The following is a 19,813-nucleotide window of genomic DNA, read 5'->3' on the forward strand; positions in this document are numbered from 1 at the left end:
CAGAGAAGGCGGAACCAGGAAACGTGACGACGACTGTTCATCAGAAGATCGCCGAGGAGCTCGGGGTCCGCGAAGGCCAGGTGGCCTCTGCCGTCGAGCTGCTCGACGGCGGGTCGACCGTGCCCTTCATCGCGCGCTACCGGAAGGAAGTGACCGGGGCCCTCGACGACGCCCAGCTGCGCACCCTGGAGGAACGGCTGCGCTACCTGCGCGAGCTCGAGGAGCGGCGCGCCACGGTGCTGGAGTCGATCCGCTCGCAGGGCAAGCTCAGCGACGAGCTGGAGACCCAGATCAACGCCGCCGACTCCAAGGCGCGGCTGGAGGACATCTACCTCCCCTACAAGCCCAAGCGGCGCACCAAGGCCCAGATCGCCATCGAGGCGGGCCTGGAACCGCTGGCCGACCGGCTGCTGTCGGACCCGAGCAACGACCCGCAGGCCACCGCCGAGGGCTTCGTCGACGCCGACAAGGGCGTCGCCGACGTCCAGGCGGCCCTCGACGGCGCCCGCTCGATCCTCGTGGAGCGCTTCTCCGAGGACGCCGACCTCATCGGCGAGCTGCGCGAGCAGGTGTGGACCCGCGGCCGGATCGTCTCCAAGGTCCGCGAGGGCAAGGAGGAGGACGGCGCCAAGTTCGCCGACTACTTCGAGTTCGACGAGCCCTTCACCGCGCTGCCCTCGCACCGCATCCTTGCGCTGTTCCGAGGCGAGAACGAGGACGCCCTGGAGCTCTCCCTCGAACCCGACGACGGCACCCCGGTCGAGGGCCCGACCTCCTACGAGCTGCGGATCGCCCAGCAGTTCGGCATCGCCGCCGAGGGTCGCCCGGCGGACAAGTGGCTCTCCGACGTGGTCCGCTGGGCCTGGCGCACCCGCATCCTGACCCGGCTGAGCGTGGACCTGCGGCTGCGGCTGCGCCAGCACGCCGAGGACGAGGCCGTCCGGGTGTTCGCGGCGAACCTGCGCGACCTGCTGCTGGCCGCGCCGGCCGGCTCCCGCGCCACGATGGGCCTGGACCCGGGCTACCGCACCGGTGTGAAGGTCGCGATCGTTGACGGCACCGGCAAGGTCGTGGCCACCGACACCATCTACCCGCACCAGCCGCAGCGGCAGTGGGACCAGGCGCTGGCCAAGCTGGCCGCCCTGGCCCAGCAGCACCAGGTGGACCTGGTCGCGATCGGCAACGGCACGGCCTCGCGCGAGACCGACAAGCTGGCCGGTGAGCTGATCAGCAAGCACCCGGAGCTCAAGCTGAGCAAGGTCTCGGTCTCCGAGGCGGGCGCGTCGGTGTACTCGGCCTCGGCCTACGCCTCGCGGGAGCTGCCGGAGCTGGACGTGTCGCTGCGCGGTGCGGTGTCCATCGCCCGCCGGTTGCAGGACCCGCTGGCCGAGCTGGTCAAGATCGACCCGAAGTCGATCGGCGTGGGCCAGTACCAGCACGACGTCTCCGAGTCGAAGCTGTCGCGCTCGCTGGACGCGGTGGTCGAGGACTGCGTGAACGCCGTCGGCGTGGACGTCAACACCGCCTCGGCGCCGCTGCTGACCCGCGTGTCGGGCATCAGCGAGACGCTGGCGGAGAACATCGTGGGCCACCGCGACAGCAACGGGCCGTTCCGCAACCGCAAGGCGCTCAAGGACGTGGCCCGGCTGGGCCCGAAGGCGTTCGAGCAGTGCGCGGGCTTCCTGCGCATCCCCGACGGCGACGACCCGCTGGACTCCTCGGCCGTGCACCCCGAGGCATACCCGGTGGTGCACCGGATCCTGCAGTCCACGCAGAACGAGATCGACGCGCTGATCGGCAACGCGAAGGTCCTCAAGCAGCTGCGGCCGCAGGACTACGTCGACGAGCAGTTCGGTCTGCCGACGGTCACCGACATCCTCGCCGAGCTCGACAAGCCGGGCCGCGACCCGCGACCGGAGTTCAAGACGGCGACGTTCGCCGAGGGCGTGGAGAAGATCGCCGACCTGCAGCAGGGCATGACGCTGGAGGGCGTGGTCACCAACGTGGCGGCGTTCGGCGCGTTCGTCGACGTGGGCGTGCACCAGGACGGCCTGGTCCACGTGTCGGCGATGTCGAAGAACTTCGTCAACGACCCGCACGACGTGGTCAAGTCCGGCGACATCGTCCGCGTGAAGGTCCTCGACGTGGACATCCCGCGCAAGCGGATCTCGCTGACGCTGCGGCTGGACGACGAGCCGGGCAAGGGCGGCAAGCCCGAGCGCGCCGAGCAGGGCGTTCGCGCCGGTAGCGGCCGCGGTAACGGCGGTGGCGGCAACGGCGGCGGCAACCGCGGTGGCGGCGGCAACCGGGGCGGCGGGAAGCAGAACCGCGGCGGCGGCGGTGGTCGTCAGCGCAACGACGCTCCCAGCGGCGCGATGGCCGAGGCGCTGCGCAGGGCCGGTTTCGGCAAGAACTGATCGAGAACCGAGCGAGGGGCTCCCGGCGATGCGCGTCGCCGGGAGCCCCTTTCACGTCACCGGTCGAAACGTCCGGCCTTGACGGCGTTCACGAAGGAACGCCACTGCTCGGCCGAGGCGGTGAGGTTCTCCCGCCGCGATGAGTTCCGCACCGCGACACCAGGTCTCAGGGGGCCGACTTCCAGGCGGGAACTCAGGTTCTGAGACCGCGACGAAGCTCGCCACCGGGCCGGGTTCGCTGTCATGTTCTCGCGCCTTCCAGCTCATCGAGGATCACGGCGTCGGGCTCGTTGTCTCACACGGTCCCGACGCCAGTCCCAGAAGGGTAATCACCGCCGAAGAGCGGACGATCACTTCCTCACCCGCGGCCCGCGCGACCTTCTGAACCGATCTCGCCACCAACAACGTCCACAGTGGACGCGGGAAAGCGCGGGGAAAGGTCGGCGGCCGAAGTCGCAGCGGAGGAAAGTGGTGGGAAAGGACGACGCGGCGGCACCGGCGAATTACGCGCCCGATCAGGACCTCGAAAACCCGAAAGAGGTCAGTGACCGGCGGTTTCCCGGTTGGACCCGGCGACCTCGCGCTGGGACATGACCTCGGCCATGCGCTCCCCGACGACGGCCGGGATGAGGCGCTCGGCGGAGCGGATCGCGGCGGCTTGCAGGGCGTTGAACACCAGCGGGCGCAACCGGTCGATGACCTCGCCGTAGAACGGGGTGGCCTCCTCCGCGCTCGACACGCGGGTCACCACGTGCTCTCGCACCAGGTCGGCGAGGTCTTCACCGAGCGAATCGACCTTGCGCAGCAGCTCTTCGGCGATCGTCAGCGTGTCCGACAGCGGGATGCCGAGGTCGACCATCTCCGACGCCGCGTCGTAGAGCAGCGGGCTGGTGGTGACGAAACCGCGCCCCCGGCGCTCCAGGATGCCCAGGTCGATGATCCGCTTGATCGCGCTCGGGGTGATCTGGGTGCCGAAACGCCTGCGCAACTCGCCGAGGGTCACCGTCCGCGGCTGCTCCTTGGCCCAGGTCCGGTCGGCGACCGCCTCCTCCAGACCGAGCACCTCGCCGAGGCTGCGGCCGGATTCCCAGGCGCCCAGCATCTCCTTGATCTGCGCGAACGCGTATCCGCGCTCCAGCATGCTGATGATCAGCTTGAGCCGGGTCAGGTGCGCGTCGGTGTAGATCGCCGTGCGGCCTTCCTTGCGGGGCGGCGGCAGCAAGTCGCGATCCTGGTAGACGCGCACGTTGCGCACCGTCGTTCCGGCTGCCCGGGCGAGGTCGTCGATCCGATAGTCCACCACCCCGAGAAGTGTAGTTACTCGTCGCAAGGCGTGCCGCTACCCGTTCAGGCACGACATCCGGGGTTCAGGACAGGAAACCGCGCGGCAACGCGGCCGTTCCCTCCAGGTGCTCGGCCATCGCGACGTGAACCCCGTCCGCGTCTCCGGTGCTCGATGTTGCGCTCCAGCAGCGGAATCGCGTCGAGCAGCGCGTTGATCCGCACCCGCACGTCGGCGATCGCCGATCCGGTCAGCCGCCGGCCTCGCCCGGACGTGAAATGAGATGCGCGCGCTCCGCTTCGCCCAGCTCGCGGGACGCCGCCTGCTCGGCGGGACCTCCCGGAAACCGCACTGCGCCAACTGAATACCAGCAGGAGGAGAAGCCCCTCGGGAGGAAAGAAGATGGCCCGGTCGGACGGGGGTCTCGACCGGGCCATCTCTTGAGAGGTGGAGATCCGGGGGATCTAGACCTCCACCTTCTCCCCCTCCTGGGGCTCGTCCTGCGCGGGGTTGCGCTTGGGCAGGAAGCGGGCCAGCAGCGGCCACACCAGGATCAGCGCCACGATGCAGTAGACGGTGATCGAGAACGGCGTGTTGACCAGGCCGCTGAGGTCGCCGTCGCTGATCTGCAGGGCTCGGCGCATCTGCTGCTCCGACGTCGGCCCGAGGATCACCGCGATGATCGCGGGCAGCACCGGCAGGCCGTAGCGGCGCATGGTGAAGCCGATCAGGCCGATCACGAACAGCACCAGCAGGTCCAGCGGGTCACCGCCGACCGCGTAGGCGCCGACGCTGGCGAAGAACAGGATGCCCGCGTACAGGTACGGCCGCGGGATCTGCAGCAGCTTCGCCCACACCGGGGCGAGCGGCAGGTTCAGCACCAGCAGCAGCACCGAGCCGATGAACATGCTGGCGATCAGCGCCCACACCAGTTCCGACTCGCGCTCGAACAGCAGCGGACCCGGCTGGATGCCGTACTGCTGGAACGCCGCGAGCATCACCGCCGCGACCGCCGTGGTCGGCAGGCCCAGCGTCAGCATCGACACCATCGTGCCCGCCGCCGAGGCGCTCGCCGCGGCCTCCGGACCGGCCACGCCCTCGATCGCGCCCTTGCCGAACTCCTCGCGGTGCTTGGACAGCCGCCGCTCGGTCACGTACGACAGGAACGTCGGGATCTCCGCGCCACCGGCCGGGACCGCGCCGAACGGGAACCCGATGAACGGGCCGCGCAGCCACGGCTTCCAGGTGCGGCGCACGTCCGAACCGGACAGCAGCGCGCGGCCGACCGGGATCGGTTCGGCGTTGCTGCGCCGCAGGTGCGCGGCGACCCACAGCGACTCGCCGATCGCGAACAGCCCGACCGCGACGAGGACCACGTCGATGCCGTCGGCCAGGTGCAGCATCCCGAAGGTGAGCCGCTGCTGGCCGGTCATCTCGTCCAGGCCGATGATGCCGAGCGTGAGACCGATGAGCAGCGAGGCGAATCCGCGGATCCGGGACTTGCCGAGCACCGAGGTGATCGCGATGAACGCCAGCACCGTGATCGCCAGGTAGTCCGGTGCGCCGATGTCGACGGCCAGCTCGGCCACGATCGGCGCCAGCAGCACCAGCAGGGTCAGGCCGACGATCGCGCCGATGAAGTGGCCGACGGCCGCGGTCGCGAGCGCTTGCGCGCCACGACCCTTGCGCGCCATCGGGTTCCCCTCCAGCGCGGCGATCACCGAGAAGCTCTCGCCCGGGGTGTTGAGCAGGATCGAGGTGGTCGATCCGCCGAACATGCCGCCGAAGTAGATGCCGGCGAACATGATGAACGCGCTGGTCGGTTCCAGGGCGTAGGTGACGGGCAGCAGCAGCGCCACCGCCATCGCCGGTCCGATGCCGGGCAGCACGCCGATGGCGGTGCCCAGCAGCACGCCCAGGGCGGCCCACACCAGGTTCATCGGGGTCAGCGCGGTGGCGAACCCGTCGAGCAGCAGGTTGAGGGATTCCATCAGTTACAGCACCCCCATCAGCGGGCCGCCGGGCAGGGGGACACCGAGCAGGTTGTTGAACACGAAGTACGTCGCCACCGACAGCACCGCCGCCAGCAGCGGGTCCCGCACCGCGTTGCGGCTGCCCAGGGCGTAGGCGCAGCCCCAGAACAGGATCATGCCGGACAGCGGGAAGCCGATGATGTTGATCAGCACCGCGTTGGCCAGGAACGACGCCGACAGCAGCAGCACCGTCCGCCAGTCGCTGGGTGCGGTGAGGTCGACGTCCTCGCCGGTCTCGGACTCGCCGCGACCGCCGCGCAGCACGTCGCGGGCCAGCAGCGCCGCGACGACGAGCAGCAGGCCGCCGATGAGGAACGGCACGGTCTTGGGCCCGACGGGGCCGCGCTGGGTGAAGTCGGTCGAGATCGACGCGGCGTCGACGAGCACCAGCACGCCCAGCAGCGCCAGCAGCACGCAGATGCCCAGCTCGGAGTGCTCGCGCAGCCAGGTGCGCTTGGAGCTCGTGGTGGTCGTGGATTCGGTCATGCCAGCCCCAACTCCTCGAGCACCGTGGCCACCCGCTCGTTCTCCTGCCGCAGGAACTCGCCGAACTGCGGTCCCGGCTCGTACGCCTCGGTCCAGCCGTTGCGCTGCAACGCCTCCTTCCACTCGGGGGTGGCGTTGAGGCGCTCGAACAACGACACGAGCTTGGCGCGGTCGCGCTCGCTCATCTCCGGCGGGGCGACGACGCCGCGCCAGTTGGTGAAGTTGACGTCCACACCGGACTCGATCAGCGTCGGCGCGTTCACGCCGGGCAGCCGCTCCGGTCCGGTGACGGCCAGCACGCGCAGCTCACCGGCCTCGATCTGGTCGCGGTACTCGCCGATGCCGGAGACGCCGAAGGAGACCTTGCCGCCGAGCACGGAGGCCAGCAGCTCGCCGCCGCCGTCGAAGGGCACGTAGTTGACCTGCTTCGGCGAGAGGCCGATGGCCTTGGCCATGAGCATCGGGGCCAGGTGGTCGGGTCCGCCGGGCGACGAGCCGCCGCCGACAGGAACCCCGCCGGGGTTGGCCTTCCAGTCCCGGAGGAGCTGGTCGAGGTTCTGGTACGGCGAGTCCTTGCCGACCACGACGACGTTGGACTCCTCGACGAGCTTGGCGATCGGCGTGGTGTCCTGCAGCGACACCGGCGAGTGGTTGGTGTAGACGCTGCCGACCACGCCCAGGCCCATCGACATGGCGAGCTTGCCGTTGCCGCGCTCGTTGACCACGCGCCCGAGGCCGACGGTGCCGCCGGCGCCGGGGAGGTTGAACACCTCGGTGTTGCTCTGCAGACCGGCGTCGTCCATCGCCTTGACCGCGGTGCGAGCGGTGATGTCGTACCCGCCTCCGGGTGAGTTGGGCACCAGGACTCGCAGTCCCCGGATCTGCGCTTCTGCGCTGCTGTCTGCACTGGTGCTGATCAGTGGTGGCACCAGGAGCACGAGCAGCACGGCCGCGATCGCAGCCAGCGCGCTGCGTAGCCGCACGGGCAATCCCGCCTCTCCATTGTGGTCGGAACGTGAGCCGGCTCATGCTGCACCGCCGGTCGGTGATCTGTCTCCCTTAACGTCGTAACGACACTTCCGGAACTTCTGTAACCGGGCCGGGTCCGGCAACGTCCGATACCCGCGAAACGCGCGCACCGGCCGCCCGAATCGTCCTTCGGCGGCGTGTGACCAGGGTCTTTGCCCGTTCTCGGCGGGCGCGGGTTAACGTTCCCGCGAGGAGGTGCGCGGTGCTGCGTGTGCAGGGGAGCTTGTCGCGGCAGCTGCTGAGCTGGCAGCTGCTGATCATCCTCGTGCTGCTGGGCACCGTCGCGGTGTACTCGGTGTCGCAGAGCGACGCGGCGTTCCGGGCCAGCGAGGGGCGCAAGATGCTCTCGGTCGCCGAGGACCTCGCCGCCACCGAGATGGTCCGGGCCAGCCTGCAGGACCCCTACCGGCGGGACGCGCTGCCGATCCTCGCCGAGAGCGCGCGGAGCCTCTCCGGCGCCGACCAGGTGATCATCGCCGACGCGGGCGGGCGCGTGCTCACCTCGCCCGATCCCGGGCAGCGCGGCCAGCCGCTCCCGCTGGGCGAGTCGACCGTGCTGCGCGGTGCGGCGTGGGTCGGCGAGGTCGAGGCCGACGGCACCGGCACGCTCGTGGCGCACGTGCCGGTGATCTCCAACGACGCGCGGATCGTCGGCGTCGTCTCCGCCGGTCGCAACACCCCCGACCTGCTGCAGGGCCTGCGCAACGCGCCGGAGAACCCGCTGGCGCTGCTGGCCTTCGCCGCGTTCCTCGGCATCGCCGGGTCGGTGCTGCTGGCGCGCCGGGTCAAGCGCCAGACGCTCGGGCTGGAACCGCAGGAGATCACCCGGCTCGTCGAGCACCGCGAGGCGCTGCTGCACGGGGTGCGCGAGGGGGTCGTCGGCGTCGACGAGCAGAACCGGATCACGCTGGTCAACGACCAGGCGCTGCAGCTGCTCGCGCTGCCCGCCGACAGCCTCGGCCGCCACATCGACTCGCTCGACCTCGGCGACCGGGCGCGCGACGTGCTCACCGGGCGCTCCGACGGGGTGGACCAGATCGTGCTGCGCCGGGGCCGGGTCGTGGTGCTCAACCGGATGCCGATCTCGGCGGTCGGCGCGGTGGTGACCATGCGCGACCGCACCGAGCTGGTCGACCTGCAGCGCGAGCTGGCGGTGCACCGCGACACCACCGACACGCTGCGGGCGCAGGCCCACGAGTTCTCCAACCGGCTGCACACCATCTCCGGGCTGGTGGAGCTCGGCGAGTACGAGGAGCTGCAGCGCTACGTGCAGCGCATCAGCCACCACAGCGAGCGCTGGCACGCCGAGGTCACCGCCCGCGTGCACGACCCGGCCACGGCGGCGCTGCTCATCGCCAAGTCGAGCCTGGCCGCCGAGCGCGGCGTGGGGCTGCGGCTCGGCGAGGACGGGTCCCTCGGCGAGATCGACGAGGGGCTCTCCGCCGACGTCGTCACCGTGCTCGGCAACCTCGTCGACAACGCGCTCGACGCGCTGGAGTCCACTCGGGACGCGTGGATCGAGGTCGAGCTGCACCACACCGACGAGATCACCGTCGTGGTGCGGGATTCCGGTCCCGGTGTGGCGCCGGAGATCGTCGAGGAGGTGTTCCGGCACGGGTTCACCACCAAGGCGGCGCGCGGCGGCGAGCGCGGGCTGGGCCTGGCGCTGACGCGCCAGATCTGCCGCCGCCGCGGCGGATCCGTGGAGGTGCACAACGCCGACGGCGCGGTGTTCACCGCCCGACTCCCCCTGGAGGCGGCATGATCAGAGTGCTGGTGGTCGACGACGACTTCATGGTCGCCAAGGTCCACAGCGGCTACGTCTCGCGGGTCGAGGGCTTCGAGGTCGTCGGCACCGCGCACACCGGGGCCGACGCGGTGGTGGCCGTCGACGAGCTGCGGCCGGACCTGGTGCTGCTCGACATCTACCTGCCCGACCTCGACGGCCTGTCGGTGCTGCGGCAGCTGCGCGGCCGGCCGTCGGCGGACCCGGACGTCATCGTGATCACCGCCGCCCGCGACCTGGAGACCGTGCGGGGCGCGATCCACGGCGGCGCGCTGCACTACCTGATCAAGCCGTTCAGCTACGAGGCGCTGCGGGAACGCCTGGAGAGCTTCCGCTCGGTGCACCGCGCGCTGGCGGACATGCCCGGCGACGCCGCCACCGCGCAGCAGGACGTCGACCGCCTCTTCGGCACCCGCACCCGCGCCGTCACGCCCCCGAAGGGCCTGTCGCCGGAGACCTCCCGCATCGTCGAGGACATCCTCCGCGCCCGCTCCACCGACGGCGGCGACCTCTCGGCCGCCGAATGCGCCGAGGCGACGGAACTCTCGCGGGTCAGCGCCCGGAAGTACCTGGAGCACTTCGTCGAATCGGGCCGCGCGGAAGTCCACTTGCGCTACGGAGGAACCGGCCGCCCGGAACGCCGCTACCGCTGGCTCTGACTCGGGGTGACGCGATTTCAATGGAACTCAGGGACCTGATTTCCATTGAAATCGCGTCACCGCGCGGGCGCCTAGTGCGGGGAGAACGTCACCGGCAACGACGTCAGACCTCGCATGAGGACCGAGGGGCGCCAGGTGAGGTCGCCGGGGTGGGCTCCCAGGGCGGTGTCGGGGAGGCGGTCGAGGAGGACCTCGATGCCGGTGGTGGTGATGGTGCGGGCGATCTCCTGAGCGGCGTGCGGGCAGCCGTGCTCGCCGTGGCTGAACGAGAGGTGGGCGTGGTTGCCGAGCGCGCCCTCGTGGCCGTGCGGGCGGATCTGCGGGTCGGCGTTGGCCGCAGCCAGGCCCAGGACCAGCAGATCGCCCCGACGGATGGACTTGCCGCCGAGCTGGACGTCCCGGGTGGCCCAGCGGCCCACGTGGTTCTGGGTGGGCGTGTCCTCCCAGAGCACCTCGTTGAGCGCGTGGCCGACGCTGCTGCGCCCGCCCGCGAGGTCGATGGCGAAGCGCGCCTCCGTGAGCATCAGCCGCAGCGCGTTGCCCATCCAGTCCGATGTGGTCAGATGCGCCTTGCCGAGCGCGATGAACAGGTCCGCGGCGATCTCGTCCTCGGAGAGCCCGACCGGGTGCAGCACCAGGTGCGAGACCAGGTCGTCGGACGGGTCGGCGCGGCGCTCGCGGACCAGCCGCAGCATCCGGGCCACGGTGCGCTCGTGCGCGCGCACCGCCTCCTCCCCCTCCTGCCCGGACAGGGCCACGTCGTGGGTGAGCATCGGGGCGTCGTCGTCGGGCAGGCCGTAGATCTCGGCCATCGCCAGCAGCGGGATCTGGTGGGTGTACTCCACGACGAGATCGGCGAAACCGCGTCCGGCGAACCGGTCGATGAGCCGGTCGCAGATCCGCTCCACCGAGGAGGCCAGCTCGAACCGGTCCACGGCCGCCAGCGCTTCGTGCACCGCCACACCCCTCGTCCGGTGCTCGGCGACGTCGGCCAGCAGCGCCGAGGGGCGGGGTTCGACGTAGGCGCGCAGCGACCAGTCCTCCGGGACGCGGTGCCACTGGTTCCAGCGGCGCGGGTCGCGGCTGAACAGCTCGGGATTGCCCACCACGTAGTGCACTTCGCGGTAGCCGAGGACCGACCACGCCGGGACGCCGCCCTCCAGCTGAACCGGGGCGACCGGGCCGTGCTCGCGCCGCAGCCGCCGGTACACCGCGGCCGGGTCGCGGTGGAACCGCTCGCCGAAGAACGGGGTCGCGCTCACTCCCGGGTCCATCACGGCCTCCGGGCCAGCGACATCTCGCGCAGGTGCTCCACCAGTCGCACCAGCACCCGCTTGCTGGACTCGCGGTCGCGGGCGTCGCAGTCGAGCATCGGCACGTCCCCGGGCAGGTCCAGCGAGTCGCGCACCTGCTCCAGGCTGTGCTTGGGGACGCCGAAGTTGTTGCGCGCCACCACGAACGGCGTCCCGCGCTCCTCCAGGCGGTCGATGGCGTACCAGCAGTCGGCGATGCGCCGGGAGTCCACCAGCACGACCGCGCCGAGGCAGCCGCTGAACAGCTGGTCCCAGATGAACCAGAACCGCTCCTGTCCGGGCGCGCCGAACAGGTACAGCACCATCCGCTCGTTGAGCGTGATACGCCCGAAGTCGAAGGCCACGGTGGTCGTGCTCTTGGCGCCGACGCCCGCGGTGGAGTCCACGCCGACGCTGGCGACGGTCATGGTCTCCTCGGTCTCCAGCGGCCGGATCTCGCTGACCGAGCGCACGAGGGTGGTCTTGCCGACCGCGAAACCGCCGATGACGACGATCTTGAGCCCGTCCGCGGCGGTGGCGCGCAGCGGGACGCGGTCAGATGTTGCGAAGTCCAACTAGCACCTGCTCCAGGAAATCCGGGGTCGGGATGTCCGACGGGTCGCGCCGGGCGGAGGGGTGCCGCGCGGTGATCTTGCCCAGCGCTTGGAGATCACCGAGCAGGATGCGCACGACGCTCACCGGCAGCCGGAGCTCGGCGGCGAGTTCGACCACCGAGATCGGCGAGCGCGCCAGTCGCAGGATGGCGGCGTGCTCGGACTGCATGCCCGGGGTCGGCTCCCCCTCGGTGACCACGAGGGTCACCGGGTCGAACGCGTCGTCGGCGGGACGGGTGCGGCCGCCCGTGACGATGTAGAGCCGGTCCGGGTTCTCGTCGTCGAGCAGCCGCCGCGTCATGAGACCTCGACCCGGTTCGGACTCCGCAGGTGCTCGCCGATCTGCTCGACGAGCTCGTTCATGTTGTGGCCGATGATGCCCACGTCGGCCTCGTCGGAGGCCAGCACCGCGAGGTGGGCGCCGAACCCGGCCTCGACGATGCACAGCACGCCGCCGTAGAACTCGGTCATCGACTGCCGCACTCCCCCGCTGCCGTCGCCGAACTCGACCGACGCACCGTAGGACAGGCTCTGGATCCCGGACGCGATCGCCGAGAGCTGGTCCGCCTGATCAGGCCCGAGACCCGCTGTGTGGCAGAGCTTGAGACCGTCCTTGGACAGCACCAGCGCGTGTCTGCTGCCGGGGGTGTTCTGCAGCAGGTTCTCCAGCATCCAGTCGAGCTCGTGGGTGTCGATGGTCATCGCGGCTGCGGGACGGCGGGCGGGGTGACCCGCGGTCCCACACCTCCAATCGGGGCTGTCGGGGGGGTTCATCGGGTGTCCTCGTCCGATGTGGACGATTCGTCGCGGCGGGCCCGGGAGAACGCGCCGAAGCGCGCTCCCGCGTCCGGCCGCTCGCCCTCGGCCCGCTTGGGGGCCGGGGCCTTGCGCACTGCGGTCAGGGTGCTCCCCCGGCGTCGCTTGGGGAGCTCGCCGGGATCGGTGGTCTCCGAGGGGGTTTCGGCGTGGGGGTCGAGGGTGTGCTCGACGGGTTCCTCGGCGGGGAGTTCGGGTTCGGCGCGCGGCTGGGTGATCAGCTTCTGCGGGATCATCACGACCACGCCGGTCCCGCCGCGCGCCGAGCCGCGGAAGGACACCGACAGCTCGTGCTTGCGCGCCAGGCAGCCGACCACGGCCAGGCCCAGCCTGCTGCCGGCGAGCTCGGCGAGGTCCAGCGGGGTGTCCGAGACCGCCTGCTGCGCGCGGGTGAGCGCGGCCTCGCTCATCGCCAGACCGCTGTCCTCGACGGTGACGACCACGCCGCTGTGCACCTCTTCGACGTAGACGTGCACCTCTTCGGTGGGCGGGGAGAACTTGGTGGCGTTGTCCATGATCTCGGCGAGCGCGTGCATCACGCCCTCGGCCGCGTAGCCGACGACGGCGACGGTGCTGGTGGAGTGCAACCGGATCCGCTGGTAGGCGCTGATCCGGCCCATCGCGCCGCGCAGCACGCTCTCCATCACGATCGGCTTGCTCCAGCGGCGTCCGCTGCGCGCGCCGGTGAGCACCGCGATGCTGTCGGCCAGCCGCCCGGCCTGGGCGGTGCTGTGGTCGAGCTTGAGCAGGTCGGCGAGCACGTCCTCGGACTCGTGCCTGCCTTCCATCTCGCGCAGGTCGGCGAGCATGCCGGTGGCCAGCGCTTGCACCCGGCCGGCGGCGTTGGAGCAGGTGGACAGGGCTGCGGCGCGCAGCTTCTCGCCGGCGGCCAGTTCCTTCGACAGCGCCTTGATGACGCGGCGGTGGGGGATGCCGAAGCTCTGGTTGAGCTCCTTGGCCGCTTCCTCGGCCCCGGCTCCGGCGCGCAGGTCGCGGGCGAGGGTGGGCAGCGCCTCGTCGGCCAGCCGCACGAGGTCGCTGTTCATCCTGGTGGCGGCGAGCCGGTAGTGGCGGGTCATCTGGACGCCGCGCACGACTCCGCCGACGGCCGCCGACAGGGCGAGCACGAGCAGCGCGCCCACGGCGGCGATGGGGGTTTCGAGCGGGCCCTGGAACAGCGCCCAGCCGAGCAGCGCGCCGGACAGCCCCAGGGTCAGCAGGAACGCGACGACCACCGGATACCGGTAAGGGAACTCTCCTCGGGGCACGGGGTTGTCGGTCGACATCAACGGTTCCTCATCGCCGGATGCGGGGTGGGGGCTCGCTTGGGCGCGCGGGTACGCGAAGCAGATAGTAACGGAGAGCATACAGCCGATGACTCTCTTTTGGGTGATGCTCGCCTCAATGTGCCAACCAACGCCTTATTCGATCTTCAATCCGGACACCACTCGGCCAGTTCCGGCAGTAGTTCTTTCGGTTTTTCACAGAACTGGAAACGCATTTTTCGCCCACTCGCGGAACGGAGCGAGGGCCGTTCGCAGATCTTGCGCACTACTCCAGAGAGGTGACGCTGCGTCACTGCGCTGCGGATTTTTCACCTGATCAGTACGAGGTGCGATCACTACGCTACGCAGCAGTGAAGTTACCCGCGGACACCTTGGCGGCTGACCGATGATCACCAGGACGCTCGACCTGGACCGCCCGAGCGACGCGCGCGTCCACGACTACCTGCTCGGCGGCGGCAGCAACTTCGCCGCCGATCGGGCGCTGGCCCGCCGCATCCTCGCCGCCGCCCCCTCGGCCCGGCTCGACGCGCTGGCCAACCGCGACTGCCTGCGGCGGATGATCCGCACCTGCCTCGAGCACGGCGTCGACCAGTTCCTCGACCTCGGCTCCGGCATCCCCACCGCGGGCGGCCCGCACGAGATCGCCCCCGACTCCCCCGTGGTCTGCGTCGACAACGAGCACCTCGCCGCCACCCAGGGAGAACTCCTGCTGAGCGGCAGCGGCAACGCCGCGATGGTGCACGCCGACGTGCGCGATCCGAACGCGGTGCTGGCCGCCGAACCGACCCGGCGGCTGCTGGACCTCGATCGCCCGGTGGCGGTGCTGCTGTTCGGCGTGGCCCACCTGTTCGGGGAGCACCACCACCCCGCCGAGGTCATCCGCGGCTACACCGGCGCGCTGGCGCCCGGGTCGTTCCTGGCGTTGTCGCACCTCACCGACGAGTTCGCGCCGCAGCAGGCGCGCGACCTGCTCGCCGCGCTGCCCGGCTGCCCGCCCCCGGCGCTCCGGGACCGGGCGAGCCTGATGTCGTCCCTCGAAGGCCTCGAAGCGGTCGACCCGGGCGCGGTGCCCGCCTCCGACTGGAGACCCGACGCCACCTCCGAGGACCTGCGCGTCACCGAACCGCTGAGCTTCGCGCTGCTGGCTCGCACCCCGGGTCGCCCGAACAGCCCAGGAAGCTAGACTGTCCGCTCGAAACCCACCTCTACCAGGGGTTTCTTTCGGACGAAACCGACCTTCGAGGTAGCGAGCGTGCAGGAACTCACCACCGCGGCGCCAACGCGGCGCAGCACCCGGAAGGTCAGCTGGGACGTGGTGCGCACGGCGTGCGTGGTGCTGGTGATGCTCTACCACGCGACCCACATGAGCACGGTGACTCACCCCGAGCTCTCCCCGCGCGTGCTGACCTTCCCGTACCAGGTGGGCGCGAGCCTGCTGCTGGTGATCTCGGCGTACTTCGCGGCGGCCACCATCGGGCGCGGCAGCCTGCGCCGGTACTGGTGGAAGCGGATGGCGCGGCTGGTACCGCCGTTCGTCGGCGCGGTGGTGCTGATCTGGCTGGTCCTGCGGTTCCTGCGACCACCCGCGTGGATCGAGCCCAGCGGCGCCGACCTGGTGCACCACCTGCTCATGCTGTGGAACTGGAAGCCGCTGGAGTACGCCTTCCTGGACGGTTCACATTGGACGGTCCCGCTGCAGCTGATGGGGTTCACCTTCGCCGCGCTGCTGTTCGCCACCAAGTGGGGCCACGGCAACAAGATCGTCTGGGTGATGTGGACAGCTGTACTGCTCCCGCTCGCCCAGTGGCACCTGCGCATCTCCGGGGTGCCCGAGACCTACCGGATGCTGGTGGACGGCTTCGGCGCGCACCGCTGGCACCTGTTCGTCGCCGGGGTCGCGATCTGGATGGTCTCCACCGGCCGCCTCGGGCGCGGCCACTTCGCGCTGCTGCTCGCGGCCTGCATGGGCGCCCAGGCCGTGCACAACTACATCCGGCTCCCCGACGGCGCGCTGGACTGCGACTGGGGTTCGACCATCGCCGTCTGGATCGGGCTGCTGGTGCTGACGCTGGTGGCCTGCGGCCCGGACTGGCCGCTGCCGCCCGCGGCGGCGCGCGCGGCGACCTGGTTCGCCGGGATCTCCTACGGCGTGTTCCTGTCCCACCAGACCATCGGCTACGTCCTGCTGCACTACCTCGACGTCAGCGGCGTGCCGCCGCTGCTGCAGACCCTGGCGGTGCTGGTCACCGGCACCGCGGTGGGCTGGGCGCTGACCGAGGTGGTCGAGCGGCCCGCCCACGACTTCCTGATCGGCCTCTACGACCGGACGTTCGCCGAGAGCGGGTCGCGTCAGAGCGGATGACGCTCCACCCGCCGCTGGTCCAGCGACGTGCTGCGCAGCTCCGGAGCCTCCACCCCGGCCCAGCGGCGCACCGTCGCCTCGGCCTCCGCCCGCCGGTCGGCGGGCAGTCCCGCGATGTCGGCCCCGTGGTTGGCGCCCGGCACCAGGTACGAGTGCGAGTCCAGCGGGCTCGGCTCGAACGGTTCGGCGCTCCACGGGTCGTTCTGGCCGTTGACGAACATCAGCTCCGAGCCGCGGCTGCGGACCCAGTCGTCGACCTCGCCCATGACTCCCGGCTCGAACTCCATCGGGATCTCGCGCGGCACCAGGTTGCGCGGTTGGCTCAGCTCCCGGTGGTGCAGCAGGTCGGCCAGCGGCTCGTCGGAGACGTCGGGCCAGCCCAGCTGCGTTCCGGCCTGGTAGTAGTACGGCGCGTAGGGCTCCATGCCCTGGTCGGTGTAGAACGCGAACTCGACCGTCTCGTCCAGGAAGCGGTAGATCTCGTCGGTGCTCGCGGTCGGCGCCGGGACCTGCCCGCAGTCCTGCTGGCCGCGGTACTGCCAGAAGCTCCACGGCGCGTCGAGCACGACCAGCTCCAGGCCGCGGTCGATGTCGCCGATGATCCGGTCGAAGGTCATCCGCTGCTCGTCGGCGAAGGCCTGGAACTTCGCGATCATCTCCGGCCGGCGGATCAGCGCCTCCCGCTGCACGGCCGTCAGCGCCTCGCGACACGCTGGATCGGTACCGACCGATGAGAGGAACCCGTCGTACGCGTCGTGAGCGTTGTCCACATCGTTCGGTGCGACGTACGCAACGGTTCCGTCCACGTCGTCCGGGTAGAAGTGGCGGTGGTAGACCGCCGTCATGCCGCCCTTGCTCGCACCGGTGGTGATCCACTGCCGATCGAAGATCCCGCGCAGCGCCGAGATCACCTCGTGCTCGTCGGTGGCGGCCTGCCAGATGTCGAGATCGTTCCAGTCGGCGGGTTCCGGCCGCGACGGGGTGAAGAAGCGGTGCTCCAGCGCGATCTGGTTGCCGTCGACCAGCTGCGTCGGTTCGGTGCGGTAGGTGCTGGTGGGCAGCCCGTAGCCGGTCGTGTGGAGCACGGTCGGGCGGGAGGTGTCGCGGTGCAGCAGCGTGAGCCGCTGCTGGAACGTCCCGGCCTCGGGGTGCCGGTGATCGGCCGGCTGGGCGAAGGTGAGGTCGAACAACCGGAATCCCGGTTCGGTGGGCCGTTCGCCCACCACCGTCAGGCCCGGCACCCGCTCCAGCCGCTGCGCGAGCCCATCCGGAGGGGCCGCCTCCGCGGGCATCCCGACCAGCGTCAACGCGCAGGCCGCGGCGATGGTCCCCCATCCGCGCCAGTTCATCCGACCTCCCGTGAGCACGACGATCGGAGCAACATAGCCAGCCGGGCGGAGCACCGGGAAGCGCGCGGCGTGTTCTCGACACGTCCCCCGCGCGCAGCAAGGGGCCGCCCACCGGGTGCCGGGCGGGCGGCCCGTCGCTCACCCGGGGTGCGCGCGGTTGCGCACCCCGGGTGACGCGGTCACCTCAGACGGTGGCGTCGGCCTCCTGCGGCAGCGGCTCCTCGTCGCGCTGCTTCGGGACGTCCACGTCGGTTTCTCCACTGTGGACGGTTCCGGTCACGTAGGCGTCCGAAGCCTCGGTGTCCGAACCGGTCTCGGTGGCCACCAGGAACGGTTCGGCGTTGCCCAGGATCTGCTGCGCGGTGCGCACCTGCTCGGCCAGCTGCTGCCGGGTCTTGAGCATCGTCGCCGAGTACTCGTCGGCCCGCACGATCCGGCGCTCGCCCTCGGCCGTGGCCTCGCGGACGCGGCGCTGGGCCTCCTCCCGGCTGGCCTGCTCGCGCTCGGCCAGGATGCGCATGGCCTCCTCGCGGCGGGCTGCCATGGACGTCTCGAAGTCGTGCTCCACCTGGACACGGCGGTCTTCGGCCTCGGCGTCGAGCTGCCTGCGCTGCTGCTCGGCCTGCTTGGCCATCTCCTGCACCTCGGAGCGGGTGCGCGCGATCATGTCGTTGCGCTGCTCCTCGGACTGGCGACGCCACTCATCGGCCTCGGCGACGAGCTTCTCGTAGCGGTTGCGCAGCTCGGCGGCGGCCTGCTCGGACCGCGCCCACTCGTGCTCCGAGGCCGCCTGGGCGCTGGCCACGATCTCCTGCGCCTCGTCCTGCGCGAGCCGGACCATGCGGCGCATGCGGTCGGACAGCGCGTCCATCGAGATGGGTTCCTGCGCCTGCGCGTCGAGCTCGCGCTTGAGCTCCTCGACCTGCGCCCGCGCTTGGTCGAGCTGCGCGGACAGCTCGTTGACCTGGCTTAACGCCGAGTCCCGGTCCTCGGTGACCAGCCGCAGCTCGGCCTCGGTCTGCTGGATGTAGAACTTCACCTGCGAACGCCGGTATCCGTACCAGACGGTGTCGAAATCGGCCTTCAGCGGTACCAGTTCGCGGTCTTCGATGTGCCCCACGGTCTCACCCCACCTGAGTTGATCAATTGTGCTGGGAGCGAGCCACGCCCCGACGCGGCAAGTCCGTGCGCCACCGGTGATTCCTCCGCTGATGCGCCCGCCGGGCCGAAACCGACAACTTCGACGACATCACCGAACACCGATGCCACGGATCGCTATGGGTCCATCTTCCTCGCCGAGGCCATTGAGATCAACTGCCCCGATTCCGGTGCAATGCAACGGACATCCGATGTTGACCATCCGGACACCCGCCCTGAAATGCCTGTTGGAATCAGGTTTTCGCGCCCGGTTGCAGCATCCGCCGAAAAGTAGTCTCGATTTCATCTCGGCTCGGCACCGATTCCCGGACGATCCCCTGCAGCTGCCAACCGCAGAACAGCACCGACAGGGCCCGGCCGGTGGTCTCGTCGGTGTAGGAGGCGAACAGCTCGGCCAGCCAGGTGTCCCACTCCTGGCTCACCTGGCGCAAGGCCGGCTTGTGCAGCGCGGCGATGTAGAGCTGGTGCTCGACGGCGGTCTGCGCGCGGGCTTCCCCGAGGTAGTGCAGCACCAGGTCGGTGAGCGCTTCGGCCAGGTCGCAGCCGGGTTCGAGCCCGTCGGCCCACCTGCGCATGTTCTCGACGTCGTCCTCGGCGGCCTGCCGCAGGGCGCTGGCGAGCAGGTCGTCGAGGGTCGCGAAGTAGTAGGTGGTGGAACCGAGCGGGACCCCCGCGGCAGCCGCGACGCTGCGGTGCGTGAGCTTCTCGACGCCGCGTTCGGCGACGACCTCGATCGCGGCGCGCGCGATGCGCTCGCGGCGGTCGGGGTCCTTGCGGCGAGCGGGCGGCGCGGGCTGCGTGGTCGACATGCGCTCGGTGTTCCTCCCCTGTCACGGCGCGTGAACGTCATCGGCATCCGGGTGGCGGGGCCGGAGGAAGGGCCTGGGGCGTTCGGCCCATCCGGAGATCCAGCTTGCCACGTCGCGGTCGATACCGATGCGGTCCACGTCACCGACCAGACGTTTGACCAGTTCAGAACGCATTTTTCCACGAGGTCGAACGTCATCGACCAGCAGATGATGTACAGATGTACATCAATGGTGTTAGTGTCCTCTCCCGGCAGCGCAGCCAAAGGCTCCGCGAGGCGGGAAAGAATTGCGTCGCGCGGAATGGGAGAAAACGCGCCCGAAAGCCACCGAATGGAACACCAGGAGGTGAATTCGAGACCGATGCGTGCCGAGGACGGCACCATTCGGCGAATTGCTCCGCATCATCACCCGGTGCGGATTCGCGTGGCGACGAAT

Annotated in this window: 19 protein-coding genes; 5 read left to right on the top strand and 14 right to left on the bottom strand. The window is 70.4% G+C overall.

What is annotated here, in order from left to right; translation table 11 throughout:
- The first annotated feature begins 23 nt into the window (after positions 1–23).
- The gene (locus QFW96_RS14105) at positions 24–2,417 is read left to right on the top strand and encodes a Tex family protein (protein ID WP_281456077.1); all 2,394 of its coding nucleotides are present in this window, start codon (positions 24–26) and stop codon (positions 2,415–2,417) included.
- Between the two features lie 56 nt (positions 2,418–2,473).
- Here the strand turns inward: QFW96_RS14105 and QFW96_RS14110 are convergent, their stop codons facing one another.
- From QFW96_RS14110 to QFW96_RS14135, 5 genes are all read right to left on the bottom strand, one after another.
- On the bottom strand, positions 2,474–2,662 hold the full coding sequence (locus QFW96_RS14110) for a DUF397 domain-containing protein (RefSeq protein ID WP_281456078.1): 189 nt from the start codon (positions 2,660–2,662) through the stop codon (positions 2,474–2,476).
- Between the two features lie 296 nt (positions 2,663–2,958).
- Positions 2,959–3,720, bottom strand: a complete 762-nt coding sequence (locus QFW96_RS14115; protein ID WP_281456079.1) for a MerR family transcriptional regulator — start codon at positions 3,718–3,720, stop codon at positions 2,959–2,961.
- A 443-nt stretch (positions 3,721–4,163) separates the two neighbouring features.
- Positions 4,164–5,690, bottom strand: a complete 1,527-nt coding sequence (locus tag QFW96_RS14125; RefSeq protein WP_281456080.1) for a tripartite tricarboxylate transporter permease — start codon at positions 5,688–5,690, stop codon at positions 4,164–4,166.
- A 3-nt stretch (positions 5,691–5,693) separates the two neighbouring features.
- Complete coding sequence (locus QFW96_RS14130) at positions 5,694–6,218, bottom strand: tripartite tricarboxylate transporter TctB family protein (protein ID WP_281456081.1); 525 nt, start codon at positions 6,216–6,218, stop codon at positions 5,694–5,696.
- Complete coding sequence (locus tag QFW96_RS14135; RefSeq protein WP_281456082.1) at positions 6,215–7,201, bottom strand: Bug family tripartite tricarboxylate transporter substrate binding protein; 987 nt, start codon at positions 7,199–7,201, stop codon at positions 6,215–6,217. The genes QFW96_RS14130 and QFW96_RS14135 overlap by 4 nt, the downstream gene beginning before the upstream one ends.
- 248 nt (positions 7,202–7,449) lie before the next feature.
- Here QFW96_RS14135 and QFW96_RS14140 point away from each other — a divergent pair, with 248 nt between their 5' ends.
- Positions 7,450–9,012: a sensor histidine kinase gene (locus QFW96_RS14140; RefSeq protein WP_425524758.1), complete on the top strand. Its 1,563-nt coding sequence runs from the start codon at positions 7,450–7,452 to the stop codon at positions 9,010–9,012.
- Entirely contained in the window at positions 9,009–9,692 is a 684-nt protein-coding gene (locus QFW96_RS14145) for a response regulator (RefSeq protein ID WP_281456083.1), read from the top strand. The genes QFW96_RS14140 and QFW96_RS14145 overlap by 4 nt, the downstream gene beginning before the upstream one ends.
- A 71-nt stretch (positions 9,693–9,763) precedes the next feature.
- On the opposite strand, the gene QFW96_RS14150 is transcribed toward QFW96_RS14145, so the two are convergent.
- The 5 genes from QFW96_RS14150 to QFW96_RS14170 all read right to left on the bottom strand — a co-directional run bounded on the left by QFW96_RS14150 (position 9,764) and on the right by QFW96_RS14170 (position 13,700).
- Positions 9,764–10,966, bottom strand: a complete 1,203-nt coding sequence (locus QFW96_RS14150; RefSeq protein ID WP_281456084.1) for a cytochrome P450 — start codon at positions 10,964–10,966, stop codon at positions 9,764–9,766.
- A complete protein-coding gene (locus QFW96_RS14155) occupies positions 10,966–11,559 on the bottom strand; it encodes a GTP-binding protein (RefSeq protein ID WP_281456085.1) in 594 nt (197 codons plus the stop codon). Before QFW96_RS14155 ends, QFW96_RS14150 begins: the two co-directional genes overlap by 1 nt.
- A complete protein-coding gene (locus QFW96_RS14160) occupies positions 11,540–11,899 on the bottom strand; it encodes a DUF742 domain-containing protein (RefSeq protein WP_281456086.1) in 360 nt (119 codons plus the stop codon). Before QFW96_RS14160 ends, QFW96_RS14155 begins: the two co-directional genes overlap by 20 nt.
- Positions 11,896–12,300 (bottom strand): roadblock/LC7 domain-containing protein, encoded by a 405-nt coding sequence (locus QFW96_RS14165; RefSeq protein WP_281456087.1) that lies wholly within the window; start codon positions 12,298–12,300, stop codon positions 11,896–11,898. The genes QFW96_RS14160 and QFW96_RS14165 overlap by 4 nt, the downstream gene beginning before the upstream one ends.
- Before the next feature lie 68 nt (positions 12,301–12,368).
- A complete protein-coding gene (locus QFW96_RS14170; protein WP_281456088.1) occupies positions 12,369–13,700 on the bottom strand; it encodes a sensor histidine kinase in 1,332 nt (443 codons plus the stop codon).
- Between the two features lie 385 nt (positions 13,701–14,085).
- On the opposite strand from QFW96_RS14170, the gene QFW96_RS14175 reads away from it, so the two are divergent.
- Positions 14,086–14,883: an SAM-dependent methyltransferase gene (locus tag QFW96_RS14175; RefSeq protein WP_281456089.1), complete on the top strand. Its 798-nt coding sequence runs from the start codon at positions 14,086–14,088 to the stop codon at positions 14,881–14,883.
- Between the two features lie 69 nt (positions 14,884–14,952).
- Positions 14,953–16,062 (top strand): acyltransferase family protein, encoded by a 1,110-nt coding sequence (locus QFW96_RS14180; RefSeq protein ID WP_281456090.1) that lies wholly within the window; start codon positions 14,953–14,955, stop codon positions 16,060–16,062.
- On the opposite strand, the gene QFW96_RS14185 is transcribed toward QFW96_RS14180, so the two are convergent.
- From QFW96_RS14185 to QFW96_RS14200, 4 genes are all read right to left on the bottom strand, one after another.
- The gene (locus QFW96_RS14185; RefSeq protein WP_281456091.1) at positions 16,050–17,411 is read right to left on the bottom strand and encodes a S28 family serine protease; all 1,362 of its coding nucleotides are present in this window, start codon (positions 17,409–17,411) and stop codon (positions 16,050–16,052) included. The genes QFW96_RS14180 and QFW96_RS14185 overlap by 13 nt on opposite strands.
- A gap of 184 nt (positions 17,412–17,595) precedes the next feature.
- On the bottom strand, positions 17,596–18,531 hold the full coding sequence (locus tag QFW96_RS14190; protein ID WP_281456092.1) for a coiled-coil domain-containing protein: 936 nt from the start codon (positions 18,529–18,531) through the stop codon (positions 17,596–17,598).
- A 271-nt stretch (positions 18,532–18,802) separates the two neighbouring features.
- Entirely contained in the window at positions 18,803–19,378 is a 576-nt protein-coding gene (locus tag QFW96_RS14195; RefSeq protein ID WP_281456093.1) for a TetR/AcrR family transcriptional regulator, read from the bottom strand.
- A gap of 21 nt (positions 19,379–19,399) precedes the next feature.
- Positions 19,400–19,552: a hypothetical protein gene (locus QFW96_RS14200; RefSeq protein WP_281456094.1), complete on the bottom strand. Its 153-nt coding sequence runs from the start codon at positions 19,550–19,552 to the stop codon at positions 19,400–19,402.
- Positions 19,553–19,813: the final 261 nt, after the last annotated feature.

It is taken from the genome of Saccharopolyspora ipomoeae, assembly GCF_029952525.1.
Taxonomy (GTDB): Bacteria; Actinomycetota; Actinomycetes; order Mycobacteriales; family Pseudonocardiaceae; genus Saccharopolyspora; species Saccharopolyspora ipomoeae.